We start from the raw sequence: 11,454 nt of genomic DNA on the forward strand, positions 1-11,454 counted from the left end.
GGGTCTGTCCGTTCTGGTTCGCCACCACCAGCAGGGCCGTCTTCTGCGCGTCGGAGTCCTGGCCCTTGAAGGCGGTGGCCTTCAGTACGGCGACAAGCTCCTGCGCGTCGGCGGCGCCCATGTTCAGGGACGTGGCGAGGCTCTTGGTTTGCGAGAGAACGAGGTTGCTCATGGCTGCTCTGCTGGTAGGTGGAATAGGTGCCCGGCTCTCGGAGCCGCCGCCGGGCGGGTGCCTGGTGTGGATCAGTCGCGACTTTCGGGACTGATCGTCAGACGCCACTTGATTGCCTCGGGGCTGAATGCGCCTGCTGCCAGGCCCTCCGCGATCTGCTTGATCAGAGGCGAGTTCTTCTTCGTGAGCTGGGCAACCATCTGCTCCTTGAGCGCCGCCTGCAGCGTGCCGATCTGCTCCTCGATAGCTGCGCGCGCGGCTTTGCGGATGGCGTCACCAACGGCCCAGTCAAGCCAGCTCCTATGGGAGTGGTGGCTGTAGCTGCTCGGCTTTCCTTCGCCGTCCACCTGTGTGGAGAGAATCGTGCTGATGGCCTTCTCCAGGACATTCGCACTACCGCCCAACGCCTGCGCAATGGCCGCCGTGATGTTGGCCTGGATGATCGGCTGGATGACGTCCTGTGGAATCTGGAAAGTGGGTGCTGACATGGCAATTCCTTGGTCTCGGGGAAAAATGCCGGCGTCGTGGAATCCGGGCCGGCGCGGGGCCCGTAAGGGCGGGGGAATTCAGGCGGGCCAGACCATCAGCCAGGCGAGGTAGCCCAGCAGGCCGTAGCTGGCGAGGCAGGCGGCGAGGTCGGTGCGGTTGCGGCAGCCGAGGAGGGTCAGGAGGCGCATCACAAGTTCTCCATGCACTCGCCGTTGCACTCGGTGTCGAAGCAACCGGGGCATGGCGGATGGTTGGACGGTTGCGTTCGCTGCTGCGCACCGATTGCGCCCGTGGCCTTGGCGATGGCGGCGCGGGCCTGCTCTTGGGCCAAGCCGCACAGGCGAAGGTTTTCGTAGTACCACTCACGCCAAGCCGCCTCACCTTCCGGCGTATCGCGCTTGCCGCGCCAAGGCGCTTCAAGGTCGCCAACACCTTCCTCGCGACGCAGCCATTCGGCGAACGTCTGGCATGCCTCCAGCAGCTCCGGCGCAGCGGCGATCAGGCGGGCGTTGGCCTCGATTTCGGCGGAAGTGGATTGATTGAGCTGACAGATGAACCGGTTGTTGGGTCCGCGGACGATGTGCGTGTAGGCATCGCTGTCCTCTTGATAGGCCCACGGCCCAGGCGTGTGCTTACTGCTCATCGTTCGATTCCTCAGCAAATAGGCCGTTCACGGCCTCGTGTTGGGCTTCGGCATCGGCCAGCGACACCGGCGGGGTGATGGGCGGCAGCGCGCCAAACTGCGCGGCGAAGGCTGCATCCAGTCGGTCAAACGGGTTCATGCGGACCCTCCGGTTCGCACGCGGCCAGAGCGCGGTCCAGCCGTTCGTCTGCGGCCATCTGGTCGGCCAAGTCGCGCGCAACCAGGGAGGCGTAGGCCGCGGCGCGCAGTTCGTTGAACATGGCGGCCACTTCGTGCCCGGCCGTGATCAAGTCGCGGCGCGGGTCATCTGCTGCCAGATCACGCGCTGCGAACGAGATCAGTGTGTCCAAGACCACCTCGGCATCGGCCCGGCTCACGACAGCACCGCCTGCGCCAGCAAGCAGGCAGTCACGCCGAAGCAAAAAGCGAGCGCATAGGCGACCGTGTGGCGCAGCGCGTAGCGGTGGGCGGCGGTCATGCCGCGTACCTCTTCAGCAGCAGGTCGATCGCGCCGTTCGCGGAAATCGACTCGTCGCCAGCGGTGTCCTCAACCTTCTCGTTGACGATCCGGTCCCGCGTGCTGCGGAACAGTTCGGCCAGCTCGGCATCCTTGTGGCTGTCCAGAAGGCGAGCGGCCTTGGCCCAGAAGGTCGGGCCCTGGTAGCCCAGCACGTCCTCGAGCATGGCCGGCAGAGCGCGGAGCGATTCCAGCGCAGTGCTGTCTACCTCGGTGTCCGCCGGCAGCAGGCCATCAAAGCTCCGCTGGGCGTTCCGGGCGATGTCGGTTGCAGTGTGCAGACCCATCTTCGTCTCCAAGCCGCTCCCGGGAGTGGGTGTGCTGCGGCGTTGGGAGAACGATATGCAAAACGGGATACTTGCGCAATCCCGAACGGGATATTTTTATGCATTAGCCGACGAACGGTAGGTAGAACATCTACCTACTCAACGGCAGGTGGCGTTCCAGAGGGCTTCGTAGATCGTATCTGGTACGACCGTACGATCACCGACCTTGTCCGCAGCCTGCGAAGGAAGCGGCYGGCCAGCACCATCGCGACGTATAACGTCATGGACCGAGTAGGTCATTTGAGAGCAAGAGAATGACACGCGGGCCATGGCTTCAGCTGCCAGTGGAGACCCCAAAACCCGCTCGCCGCCTCCGACGAACTTCACCCACACGGTGGTTCCGTCCTCAGACTTCACAACGGTCGACTTGTCCACATAGACGCTCCCGCCAACGACAGTGGCGCCCACTTCAACCCACCGATCGGAGATTGCTGAGGTGGAAAGTGCGAGTGTTAGAAGTACCGCGATCATAGTCTTTGCTCCCTGACCAGTCCTGCTTCATCGAACCCGATGCCCTCAACGCGGCACTCCCTGGCTCGCTCCATTTTGTCTTTCAAGTCCAGCAGCTCGTCGTCGGTCAAACACTCGATGACCCCGCGGACGTGTGCAGTTTCCTGGCGGATCAACCAAGCCAGCCAGTACATGCGGGCCAAATCCCTAATCCGCGCATAGACGATGTCGCGGGTAGCTCCATCCATGCCCGATCTCTGAAATGGGACGACTTGGCCGCGCCTCACGATGGTTGGGGCAGAAGGCTTACGCGGCTTCATCCCCATGGCCTCAGCCATCTCTCCTGCTAGTTCCTTCAGTCGCTCGTCGCTGATCGCCATGCTGTCCTCACCCTGTTTTACGAAGCTCGGCAGCGAAGCGACGTAGGGCAACGATCACGTTGCTGTCGTCCATGATCCCAGCGGCACCTTCCTCTTGGACCACCTTCATGGCCACGTACAGGCGATCCGCATAGGTCTCCTTGGGGAGCGGCTCAGGCGCCATGGCCTCCATTTCGCTCACCAACTTCACTGCGGCTGCAACTATCTCGCGCTCCGATCCCACGGGCTGAGACGGCGAAGCGTCGGCCGAAGCGGACAGGTCAGTCCACATGACGTCACTTGCTGAGACGTTGAAGAACTTAGCGACTAAGCCAATTTTCTCGGGATTTGCCTTGTCGATCTTGTTGTTCAGGTATCGACTGACCCATGACTGGCCCGCCCCAGACTTGACGCCAACTTCAGTGGCGTTTGCCTGGTGGCGGTCAATCAGGAACTGAATATTGCGGCGGGGCAGGTCGTCGTCATGCATACAGGAATGATCCCGCATACCGTTCGTCGGACAAAATGCATTTGGGGATTCCATGCGTATCCCGAATGGGATATTTTCCTTGGCCATGAACCCCTCACTCGCCATCGAACGTCTCCGCGCCGCTGGGCTGACCGAGCAGAGCATTGGCTCTGCTGTGGGTGCCCGGCAGTCCACCATCAACCGGATTCGCCGCGGCCTGATGCAGCCGACCTATGAGGTTGGCAAGGCACTCGTTGATCTCGCCGTGACCACCGAGCGCAAGGCCGCTCGCCGGCGTCGTCCCTGACATGACCACCTCACCGACCCCGGGCAGGGAAGGGCACCACGGTGCCGCTGCCGGGAGCGGGCGGGGTCTTCCGCTCCACCTGGGTGACTTTCACCCGATCGCCGTAGCGCCTCAGCACGAACAGCCGGCCTGCAACTGGCACCAGCTCCACGACACCGCTCGACCGCTTCACCTCTGAATTCACCACTGGCCGCTCTAGTTTTGGGGAGCGGCCATTTTCAGGACCAGTCAGGGGAACGCAGGGGAACACGTTGACCCCTGCATTCCCACCAACCGGATAAGTGCATGAAAAGTCTGCAAATCACCTTCGAAGACGGCCTGACTCGCAGCAAGACGCTGCGGGAGCATATCGCCTCCCAGGTCTACAGCGGAGCCGGCGTTACCACCATCGCCGGCCGGCTCGATATGGCCCCGTCCAAGCTCAGCGAGAAGCTCGCCGGCTGCGACAGCGGCGGCAAACCGCGCGGCCTGTCGATCGATGACCTGGAGCGCTATATCGCCGAGACGCGCGACGTGTCGCCGGTTCATTACCTGATCGAGCGCTACCTGATCTCCCCCGAGGCAGCCACGGCCGAGGCACTGGCCGAGCTGCAGCAGCAGCTGGCCGGCCTGACCAGCACGCTCAACAAGCTGGGGGTCCGCTGGCCATGAAGCGCCTGCAGCTTTCGCGCGACCTGGTATGCGTYCTCGATGACGTGGACCACGCCAAGCATGGTGGGAAGAAGTGGAGCGCCAGCACGCATCGCGGCCGGCACGTCTACGCGTACCGAACTGAAGCCGGGCGGCGGATCTACCTGCACCGGCTGATCGCTGGAGCGGAGCAGGGCATGTGTGTCGATCACATCGACGGCGACACCCTCAACAACCAGCGCTCCAACCTTCGCTGCGTTACCAGCGCTCAGAACTCCCGCAACCGCCACCAGAGGATGAGAGGTGCCACTGGCGAGCGTTGTGTCCACCTGCATCCACGGGGGTTCGTTGTGCGAATCCCGTGCGCCGATGGCGGGCGCGTCTATGCCGGGGTCTTCCCGACGGTAGGTGCGGCAGTAGAGCGGCGTGACCAGCTCATCCAGCAGGAGGTCTCCATGAATCGTGATGAGTACCTGAAGCGGCTTGAAGAGTGCGTGCTGCTGGCCGAGTCCAGCCCGCCCATGACGCGCGAGCAGATCGTCGCGCACCTGTCCCGATGCGCGGCCGAGCAGGCCAGGGCGGAAGCCCGGCGCACGGCTACGCCGCAGCCTGACCTCTTGGGAGCTGCGTAGTGGCCCGCATCCGAACAATCAAGCCTGAATTCTGGAAGCACGAGGACCTCAGTGCGCTTCCGGAGATCACGCACATGCTCGCGGCGGCGCTGCTCAACCACGCCGATGACGAGGGGTACTTCAACGCCAATCCTGCTTTGGTCAAAGCCGAGTGCTTGCCGCTCCGTGAGTACTCACTGAGCACGCAGGAAATGCTCAATCAGCTCTCAAACGTTGGCTATATCGAGCTTGGCGCGGGTGCTGACGGAAAGCGCTACGGCCGAGTGGTGAAGTTTGACGAGCACCAGCGGGTAAACCGTCCGACAGCCAGCAAAATCAAGGTGATACACATCGTTTGGGGTGATGGTTTGAGCGCTCACGGAACGCTCAGTGAGGACTCATCACCTGAAAGGAAGGGAAAGGAAGGGAAAGGAAGGGAACAGGGAAAGGAATCCACTGGCGTGGATTTGTCGACAGCCGGCGGCGATGCCGCGACTGACGACCACGCCGACAACGATGCCGAAGAAGGGCAGGACCTGCTCGGTAACCGCCCGAAGAAGCCGGCAGTGCCGAACTGCCCGCACATGGAAATCATCGACCTGTACCACGAGGTGCTCCCGGAGCTGGCGCAGGTCCGGGTGTGGGAAGAGGACCGGAAGGAGCTGCTGCGCGCCCGTTGGAAGGGGGCGCCGGAACGGCAGAACCTGGACTGGTGGCGGGAGTTCTTCGCTTCGGTGCGCGAGATGCCGTTCCTGATGGGCGAACGCACTGACCGCGATGGCCGGGCCTTCGCCTGCACGCTGGAGTGGCTGGTCAGGCCAAAGAACTTCGCCAAGGTCATCGAAGGGAACTACCTGGAGCTGCGCCGATGAACGCCGTCATGGATCCCATGGGCGACAGCGCGCCCCACAACCTCGACGCTGAGGCAGCAGTGCTGGCCGGCCTGATGCTGCACAACGCCGAGCTGGCGAACGTGCAGGACTGGCTGAGCGAGCAGGATTTCTACTCCCACCAGCACCAGGCCATCTATGCGGCGATCGTGGCCCTGTGCGGGGCCAACAAGCCCGCCGATGCCGTGACCGTCGGCGAGTGGATCTACGCCAACGTGGAGGCCGGTGCCGACGACTTGGTGACGCTGGCGCTGGAGCTGGCCGGCAGCGCCTACACCTCGGCCAACGTCGTCAGCTACGGCGAGGTGATCGTTGAGCACTCGCACAAGCGGCAGTTCATCGACATCTGCCAGAAGGCGCTGCAGGCGGCCTACAACCGTCGGGGGCATTCGGCCGAGGAACTGGCCGCGCACATGGCTTCTCGCCTCAACAGCATCGCGCCGGTGCGCTCCACGGGACTGCGGCCCTACCGGGAGGTGATGAAGCGGTTCTCCGACGAGCTGCTGGCCCGGCACCGCGACGGCAAGCCCATCGGCATGCCCACGCCGTGGGCCGACGTGAACAAGGCAATCGGCGGTCTGCAGGACGGCCAGGTCATCGTGCTGGCGGCGCGCTCCAACATGGGCAAGTCGCTGCTCGGGTTCCAGCTGGCCAGGTTCACCGGCCTGCGCGGCGATGCGGTGGCGGTGTTCTCCATGGAGATGAACGACACCGACGTGGCCGCCCGCGACGTCGCCGCGCTGGGCGAGATCCCGCTGCAGTGGATCATCGGGCAGGAGGGCTCGGACGGGAACGAGGACGCCGACCTGTACTGGTCCCGCGCCACTGCCGCCATCAGCGACATGATGGGCGCCTCAATTCTGCTGGACGACGACCCGCAGCTGAGCGCACCGCAGATCGTGGCCCGCGCCAAACGCGCGCACGCTCGCAAGCCGCTGCGTTTGGTGGTGCTGGATCACCTGCACGAGATGACGCTACCTGGGAAGCAGGACGAGGCACTGGAGCGTGGGCAGGCACTGCGCGACCTGAAGGGCTTGGCCAAGTTCCTGAAGTGCCCGGTGGTGGTGCTTGCGCAGCTCAACCGCGCCGGCGCCGAGGCAAAGCGCCCCGAGGTGAAGCACATCCGCGGCTCCGGCGGCATCGAGGAAGTGGCGGACGTGATCCTGTTCGTGCACCGCCCCGACGTCTACAACCCGAACGACCGGCCGGGCCTGGTCGAGGTGATCGTTGGCAAGGGCCGAAACATCCAGACCGGCACCGTCGTTGCCCTGCGCAACCAGTACCAGTACCAGCGCGCCGTCGATTGGGACGGCCCCGCCTACGAGTTCAACGAAGCCCCGCCCGAACCGAGGAAGCCGACGCGCCAGCTTGCGCCGCGACTCGGTAGCCGCCGTGGGCGCCAAGGAGGTGACGAATGAGCGAGATCGAATTGAAGGCCCGCGAACTGCTGGCCAGCTGCCTCAATGAGTGGGGCCACCATCAGGAGGCCGGTAACGTCCGCGACGGCGAAGACTTGGAGAGCTACGAGTTTGAGCTGCGGGTTATCGGGCAGCTGATTCGCTTCGGGTTCGACACGGGCTATGGCCACGCAACCCGCGCCCCGCAGTGGCAGCCGATTGAGTCGGCGCCGAAGACGACGCGCTCGATCTTGGTGTGGTGCCCGGAACGCCAGAACCAGTACATGGTTTTCTGGGATAGCCGCTACGAGGGCGAGTGGAGAACTGTCGGCGGCGGTACTTCGATTACCGAAGCGCCCACCCACTGGCAGCCGCTGCCCGCTCCGCCGGAGGTGGAGGGATGAAGTGGGGATCGCCTCGGCCTGAGTACAAGCGCCAGTTCCTCTGGTTCCCCCGCTGCGTCGAGGGGACTTGGTACTGGCTGGTGTGGTGCTGGACCGACTTCTGCGGCGACTGCACCGAGTTCCACTTTGAGGAGCCGAAGTGCAGTCACTGCGGTGGCGGCAACGTCTACTGCAACCGCTGCATGCGCTGGAGGAAGAAGGCATGAAGCGCACCTTCCTGATCGACCCGCAGGGGAACCGGAACTGGCCGCAGGTGCTGTCCAACGTCGTGAGCGGCATCAACGACTGGATCAAGGGCGGCCCGGTACAGATCACCCTGGACGAGCCGAAGCGGACGCTCGACCAGAACGCGGCGATGTGGCCGGCGCTGAGCGACATCGCCAAGCAGGTGCCGCTGGTGATCACCCGCCGCGACGGCAGCACCAGGCAGGCCACGCCCTACGACTGGAAGGACGTGCTGACCGCTGCGTTCGAGGAGGAGACCGAATGGGCCCCCGGCCTGCGCGGCGGCGTGGTGATGCTCGGCGCCCAGACCAGCAAGTACAGCCGCCGAAAGATGGGCGACTTCCTGACCTTCATCCACGCCGAGTTCTCGGACCGGGTGCGCTGGTCGGACAGCTCAGTGGAAAAACTGGCGCAGTTCGCGCCGCCAAGCAGGAGGGTTGCGTGATGGGCAGCTCACTGGACTACGTTCTGGCGCAGCTCTGCTTCCTTTGCCGTTCGAAAGACGTTGCCCGGATCAGGTTGGGCGTAATCGTTGCTCTCGACCGATGCGCGGCCACGAAACGGCACGGGGAGCGTCGTCGATGAGGACCAAGAACGCCAAGGCCTTCACCGCGGCCGAGCGCGCGCACCTGGAGGCCGTGAAGCATCTGCCCTGCAGTGTGTGCGATGCGCCGGCACCGTCCGACGCCCACCACATCAACCAGGGCCAGCACTACACCACCGTGGCGCTCTGCAAGGACTGCCACCAGGGCAGCTTCAATGGGATCCACGGGCAGAAACGCATGTGGACCATCATGAAGATGGACGAGCTGGYCGCCCTGAACGTGACTCTGCAGCGGCTGGGTCAGAGGAGTGCGGCATGAGGATCATGGCCATCGATCCCGGCACCGAGGAAAGCGGGTGGTGCCTGCTACAGGGCGGCAGTGTTCTGGAATCTGGTGTGATTCCGAACCATGAGCTGCTGGCCATAGTGGCCGGCTGGAACCGCTACAGCGAGGACCAGCTGGCAATTGAGATGATCGCCAGCTACGGCATGGCCGTAGGCCGGGAGGTATTCGAGACTTGCGTGTGGGTCGGGCGCTTCCAGCAGGTGTGGCGGCACCCGGACGCCGTGAGGCTGGTCTATCGCCGAGACGTCAAGCTGCACTTGTGCGGCAGCACCAAGGCCAAGGACGCCAACATCCGTCAGGCGCTGCTGGACCTGCTTGGCCCGCAAGGAACCAAGAAGGCCCCGGGGGCAACCTATGGCGTCAAGTCGCACGCGTGGGCTGCGCTGGGTGTGGCCGTCACCGTGGCGGGCATAACGCCCGAGTCGAGGAGGGCAGCGTGAGCCCGACCTTCAGCCAGTACACCACGCCGGAGCTGGAGGTGGTTGCACGCCTCGACCACGCTCTGGCCGCCGAGATCTTCAGCCTGCACCGGAAGGGCTACGACATGCGCGAGGTGCTACACGAGGCCCGCGCGTTCAAGACCGAGGCGCAGCTGATGCGCCGCGAGATCAACCGCAGGAAGGCAAGCCAATGAGCCAGGTAACCCAACCCCGCACCGGAGGTCGAAAGATGGCCGCGTCCGTTGATGCTCCGCGCCGCACCGGTACAACTGAGGGTGTTCCGTTCCGGCAGGTCTGGAAGCCACGCGCGGTTTGCGTGGTCGACCCGATCAACCCGGCGAGCGCCCTTGAACTGATCCTTCCACGAATCGCAGAGAACCAACGCGCATGCACGGTAGCCAGCTACCTGCTCATCAACCCGGAGACCTCGCAGGCGTTCGTCTTGCAAGAGGACAAGCCGGTGGCCGTGGAGATGGCCCGCAAGGGCGAGCGCTCTCCGTACTGGCCGTGGTTGGTGGGCATGTACCGGTTCCCGCGCGTGACGGCCGAGGCCGCAGCGAACGTGCTGGAGGACATCTTCGAGCACTTGGGCATCGCCACCGCGCCGGCGCCGAAACGCGCCATGCCTGTGCAGCTGGACCTGTTCGGCCTGCCCGAGCGTGCCGCGTGACCGCTTACATGCGCCCGTCTACCGAGGGAGAAATCGGTAGCCCCAGCTGGCAGGTGGGCAACAGCCAGCACCGAGGGAACGGGTTGCCGCGTTGCGGCGGCGGAGAGGGGCTGCAACCCCGATCCGTGCCACTCATCGCCCGTGGGACCGAGGAGGCCCTGCCGTGACTCTGGACCCGATCACGCAGGGCCTGCAGCACCTGGCCGCCCAGTTCAGCCTGACCCGCCAGGAGTGGCGCGACCACCACCGCGGCGGCGACTCGCTGCTGGACTCGCTGGTGAGCCACGGCTACGCGCAGGAGCAGGGCGAGCGCTTCGGCATCACCCGGCAGGGGCAGGTGCGGTTGCAGGCGGAGGTGGATCGTGGATGACCTGCTCACCAATGCCGAGAAAGAGCGCCTGACCAAGGACGCTGCCGATTGTGTTCGCGCTGGTGGAGATGTGGACGAGGTAATCCGTCGCTGGACTGGTTTCAGCCCTGCACGTGATCGGCAGATCATCGCTGGAGTGCGGTACATCGCCAAGACTGTCGGAGAGCAGATGGAGCGGGAAGCGGCAGAGAAGGCCGCCCGCGACGCATTCCTTGCAGATGACATTGCCGTGGTCGAGGATCTGATCCAGCGCCTGCCCAAGGTGTTGGAGCGGCTGAGGGTCGCAGAGGCTGCCAATGGCGGGTAAGCAGCCCAAGGCCAGCACGGTCAACAGGCCAATGCCGCCAGGGGAGTTGCTGTCGGTGGACTTCGAACACCCGTGGGCGCGGTTCGTCCCGTCCGAGGCGGTATGGGCGTGGGTATGCGAGCAGATCCTGTCCGAGGATGGCGCGCTGACCAACCCGGATCACTACCACCTGCAGGACGCCGACATAGGCGTGCTGTGGGCCGAAACGGCCTTCACCAAGCAGGGCAAGGCGGTCATCGGCCAGGCCGAGCAGGTCATGTTCATGGCCGGAGGCTGGAAGCGTGGCCGGATGGAACGGCAGATGGTCGACTGGTTCGGCCGGGTGCCGTCGTTCGTCATCACCTTGGCGGCCGACTACTGCAGCCAGTGCAGCGACGCCGAGTTCTGCGCCCTGATCGAACACGAGCTGTACCACATCGCCCAGGCCAAGGATTCGTACGGGGCGCCCAAGTTCGGCAAGGACGGCCTGCCAGCGCTGGAGATGCGCGGCCACGACGTTGAGGAGTTCGTGGGCGTCGTCCGTCGGTATGGCCCAAGTGCCCAAGTACAGCAGATGGTGGAAGCCGCCAGCAGCAAGCCCGAAGTGGCCGTTGCGGACGTGGCTCACGCCTGTGGGACGTGCCTCCAGCGCGCCTCCTGATCTGCGACCCCTTATGACAGGTGAGCCGCAATGGCAGCGCTGAGTTCCGACATCAAAGCCTTCATCGTCCAGTCTCTGGCCTGCTTCGACACGCCTTCTCAGGTGGTTGAGGCCGTCAGAACGCAGTTCAACACGGAGATCAGTCGCCAACAGGCCGAGAGCCACGACCCCACGAAGTTCGCCGGGCGCGACCTTGGCGCCAAGTGGGTGACCCTGTTCCACGAGTCCCGGGCCAGGTTCAAGGAGGA

The 11,454-nt window shown here is 64.5% G+C and carries 23 protein-coding genes; 15 read left to right on the forward strand and 8 right to left on the reverse strand.

The window, feature by feature from the left end; translation table 11 throughout:
• Positions 1 to 243: 243 nt before the first annotated feature.
• The 8 genes from AC1DJN_RS16550 to AC1DJN_RS16585 form a co-directional block, all read right to left on the reverse strand.
• Positions 244 to 660: a hypothetical protein gene (locus tag AC1DJN_RS16550; protein ID WP_442251260.1), complete on the reverse strand. Its 417-nt coding sequence runs from the start codon at positions 658 to 660 to the stop codon at positions 244 to 246.
• 188 nt (positions 661 to 848) lie between these two features.
• On the reverse strand, positions 849 to 1,304 hold the full coding sequence (locus AC1DJN_RS16555; protein ID WP_442251259.1) for a hypothetical protein: 456 nt from the start codon (positions 1,302 to 1,304) through the stop codon (positions 849 to 851).
• Positions 1,294 to 1,443 (reverse strand): hypothetical protein, encoded by a 150-nt coding sequence (locus tag AC1DJN_RS16560; RefSeq protein ID WP_313251119.1) that lies wholly within the window; start codon positions 1,441 to 1,443, stop codon positions 1,294 to 1,296. The genes AC1DJN_RS16555 and AC1DJN_RS16560 overlap by 11 nt, the downstream gene beginning before the upstream one ends.
• Positions 1,430 to 1,681: a hypothetical protein gene (locus tag AC1DJN_RS16565; protein WP_442251258.1), complete on the reverse strand. Its 252-nt coding sequence runs from the start codon at positions 1,679 to 1,681 to the stop codon at positions 1,430 to 1,432. The genes AC1DJN_RS16560 and AC1DJN_RS16565 overlap by 14 nt, the downstream gene beginning before the upstream one ends.
• A 97-nt stretch (positions 1,682 to 1,778) precedes the next feature.
• Positions 1,779 to 2,108 carry a hypothetical protein gene (locus tag AC1DJN_RS16570; protein ID WP_442251257.1) on the reverse strand — a complete coding sequence of 110 codons (330 nt, stop codon included), beginning with the start codon at positions 2,106 to 2,108 and terminating at the stop codon, positions 1,779 to 1,781.
• A gap of 138 nt (positions 2,109 to 2,246) precedes the next feature.
• On the reverse strand, positions 2,247 to 2,618 hold the full coding sequence (locus AC1DJN_RS16575; RefSeq protein WP_478039522.1) for a surface-adhesin E family protein: 372 nt from the start codon (positions 2,616 to 2,618) through the stop codon (positions 2,247 to 2,249).
• On the reverse strand, positions 2,615 to 2,977 hold the full coding sequence (locus tag AC1DJN_RS16580) for a hypothetical protein (protein ID WP_442251255.1): 363 nt from the start codon (positions 2,975 to 2,977) through the stop codon (positions 2,615 to 2,617). Before AC1DJN_RS16580 ends, AC1DJN_RS16575 begins: the two co-directional genes overlap by 4 nt.
• A gap of 7 nt (positions 2,978 to 2,984) precedes the next feature.
• Complete coding sequence (locus AC1DJN_RS16585; protein WP_442251254.1) at positions 2,985 to 3,533, reverse strand: hypothetical protein; 549 nt, start codon at positions 3,531 to 3,533, stop codon at positions 2,985 to 2,987.
• On the opposite strand from AC1DJN_RS16585, the gene AC1DJN_RS16590 reads away from it, so the two are divergent.
• The 15 genes from AC1DJN_RS16590 to AC1DJN_RS16660 form a co-directional block, all read left to right on the forward strand.
• A complete protein-coding gene (locus tag AC1DJN_RS16590; RefSeq protein WP_442251253.1) occupies positions 3,532 to 3,732 on the forward strand; it encodes a hypothetical protein in 201 nt (66 codons plus the stop codon). The genes AC1DJN_RS16585 and AC1DJN_RS16590 overlap by 2 nt on opposite strands.
• A gap of 285 nt (positions 3,733 to 4,017) precedes the next feature.
• The gene (locus AC1DJN_RS16595; RefSeq protein WP_478013530.1) at positions 4,018 to 4,383 is read left to right on the forward strand and encodes a hypothetical protein; all 366 of its coding nucleotides are present in this window, start codon (positions 4,018 to 4,020) and stop codon (positions 4,381 to 4,383) included.
• Positions 4,380 to 4,994, forward strand: coding sequence for an HNH endonuclease signature motif containing protein (locus tag AC1DJN_RS16600; protein WP_442251251.1), 615 nt, complete (start codon positions 4,380 to 4,382; stop codon positions 4,992 to 4,994). Before AC1DJN_RS16595 ends, AC1DJN_RS16600 begins: the two co-directional genes overlap by 4 nt.
• Positions 4,994 to 5,845 carry a hypothetical protein gene (locus AC1DJN_RS16605; RefSeq protein ID WP_442251250.1) on the forward strand — a complete coding sequence of 284 codons (852 nt, stop codon included), beginning with the start codon at positions 4,994 to 4,996 and terminating at the stop codon, positions 5,843 to 5,845. Before AC1DJN_RS16600 ends, AC1DJN_RS16605 begins: the two co-directional genes overlap by 1 nt.
• A complete protein-coding gene (locus tag AC1DJN_RS16610; protein ID WP_442251249.1) occupies positions 5,842 to 7,281 on the forward strand; it encodes a replicative DNA helicase in 1,440 nt (479 codons plus the stop codon). The genes AC1DJN_RS16605 and AC1DJN_RS16610 overlap by 4 nt, the downstream gene beginning before the upstream one ends.
• Entirely contained in the window at positions 7,278 to 7,664 is a 387-nt protein-coding gene (locus tag AC1DJN_RS16615) for a DUF551 domain-containing protein (RefSeq protein WP_442251248.1), read from the forward strand. Before AC1DJN_RS16610 ends, AC1DJN_RS16615 begins: the two co-directional genes overlap by 4 nt.
• A gap of 202 nt (positions 7,665 to 7,866) precedes the next feature.
• Entirely contained in the window at positions 7,867 to 8,334 is a 468-nt protein-coding gene (locus AC1DJN_RS16620) for a recombination protein NinB (protein WP_442251247.1), read from the forward strand.
• Positions 8,335 to 8,470: 136 nt separating this feature from the next.
• Positions 8,471 to 8,752, forward strand: a complete 282-nt coding sequence (locus tag AC1DJN_RS16625; protein WP_478039524.1) for a hypothetical protein — start codon at positions 8,471 to 8,473, stop codon at positions 8,750 to 8,752.
• On the forward strand, positions 8,749 to 9,219 hold the full coding sequence (locus tag AC1DJN_RS16630) for a hypothetical protein (protein WP_442251246.1): 471 nt from the start codon (positions 8,749 to 8,751) through the stop codon (positions 9,217 to 9,219). Before AC1DJN_RS16625 ends, AC1DJN_RS16630 begins: the two co-directional genes overlap by 4 nt.
• The gene (locus tag AC1DJN_RS16635; RefSeq protein WP_442251245.1) at positions 9,216 to 9,413 is read left to right on the forward strand and encodes a hypothetical protein; all 198 of its coding nucleotides are present in this window, start codon (positions 9,216 to 9,218) and stop codon (positions 9,411 to 9,413) included. The genes AC1DJN_RS16630 and AC1DJN_RS16635 overlap by 4 nt, the downstream gene beginning before the upstream one ends.
• Entirely contained in the window at positions 9,410 to 9,889 is a 480-nt protein-coding gene (locus AC1DJN_RS16640; protein ID WP_442251244.1) for a hypothetical protein, read from the forward strand. The genes AC1DJN_RS16635 and AC1DJN_RS16640 overlap by 4 nt, the downstream gene beginning before the upstream one ends.
• 163 nt (positions 9,890 to 10,052) lie before the next feature.
• Positions 10,053 to 10,259 carry a hypothetical protein gene (locus AC1DJN_RS16645; protein WP_442251243.1) on the forward strand — a complete coding sequence of 69 codons (207 nt, stop codon included), beginning with the start codon at positions 10,053 to 10,055 and terminating at the stop codon, positions 10,257 to 10,259.
• Positions 10,252 to 10,566 carry a hypothetical protein gene (locus AC1DJN_RS16650; RefSeq protein ID WP_442251242.1) on the forward strand — a complete coding sequence of 105 codons (315 nt, stop codon included), beginning with the start codon at positions 10,252 to 10,254 and terminating at the stop codon, positions 10,564 to 10,566. The genes AC1DJN_RS16645 and AC1DJN_RS16650 overlap by 8 nt, the downstream gene beginning before the upstream one ends.
• Positions 10,567 to 10,621: 55 nt before the next feature.
• Positions 10,622 to 11,206: a putative metallopeptidase gene (locus AC1DJN_RS16655; RefSeq protein WP_442251241.1), complete on the forward strand. Its 585-nt coding sequence runs from the start codon at positions 10,622 to 10,624 to the stop codon at positions 11,204 to 11,206.
• A gap of 30 nt (positions 11,207 to 11,236) precedes the next feature.
• Positions 11,237 to 11,454, forward strand: a 218-nt coding sequence (locus tag AC1DJN_RS16660; RefSeq protein ID WP_478039526.1) for a DUF2280 domain-containing protein, incomplete at its 3' end; no start/stop codon positions are given.

It is taken from the genome of Stenotrophomonas sp. 05L414_2 (genome assembly GCF_056397905.1).

What these genes read in the sequence shown, in the direction of transcription:
- AC1DJN_RS16550 (WP_442251260.1), bottom strand. Translation starts at nt 660, where the DNA reads ATGTCAGCACCCACTTTCCAGATTCCACAGGACGTCATCCAGCCGATC.
- AC1DJN_RS16555 (WP_442251259.1), bottom strand. Translation starts at nt 1,304, where the DNA reads ATGAGCAGTAAGCACACGCCTGGGCCGTGGGCCTATCAAGAGGACAGC.
- AC1DJN_RS16560 (WP_313251119.1), bottom strand. Translation starts at nt 1,443, where the DNA reads ATGAACCCGTTTGACCGACTGGATGCAGCCTTCGCCGCGCAGTTTGGC.
- AC1DJN_RS16570 (WP_442251257.1), bottom strand. Translation starts at nt 2,108, where the DNA reads ATGGGTCTGCACACTGCAACCGACATCGCCCGGAACGCCCAGCGGAGC.
- AC1DJN_RS16580 (WP_442251255.1), bottom strand. Translation starts at nt 2,977, where the DNA reads ATGGCGATCAGCGACGAGCGACTGAAGGAACTAGCAGGAGAGATGGCT.
- AC1DJN_RS16590 (WP_442251253.1), top strand. Translation starts at nt 3,532, where the DNA reads ATGAACCCCTCACTCGCCATCGAACGTCTCCGCGCCGCTGGGCTGACC.
- AC1DJN_RS16585 (WP_442251254.1), bottom strand. Translation starts at nt 3,533, where the DNA reads ATGGCCAAGGAAAATATCCCATTCGGGATACGCATGGAATCCCCAAAT.
- AC1DJN_RS16595 (WP_478013530.1), top strand. Translation starts at nt 4,018, where the DNA reads ATGAAAAGTCTGCAAATCACCTTCGAAGACGGCCTGACTCGCAGCAAG.
- AC1DJN_RS16610 (WP_442251249.1), top strand. Translation starts at nt 5,842, where the DNA reads ATGAACGCCGTCATGGATCCCATGGGCGACAGCGCGCCCCACAACCTC.
- AC1DJN_RS16615 (WP_442251248.1), top strand. Translation starts at nt 7,278, where the DNA reads ATGAGCGAGATCGAATTGAAGGCCCGCGAACTGCTGGCCAGCTGCCTC.
- AC1DJN_RS16620 (WP_442251247.1), top strand. Translation starts at nt 7,867, where the DNA reads ATGAAGCGCACCTTCCTGATCGACCCGCAGGGGAACCGGAACTGGCCG.
- AC1DJN_RS16630 (WP_442251246.1), top strand. Translation starts at nt 8,749, where the DNA reads ATGAGGATCATGGCCATCGATCCCGGCACCGAGGAAAGCGGGTGGTGC.
- AC1DJN_RS16640 (WP_442251244.1), top strand. Translation starts at nt 9,410, where the DNA reads ATGAGCCAGGTAACCCAACCCCGCACCGGAGGTCGAAAGATGGCCGCG.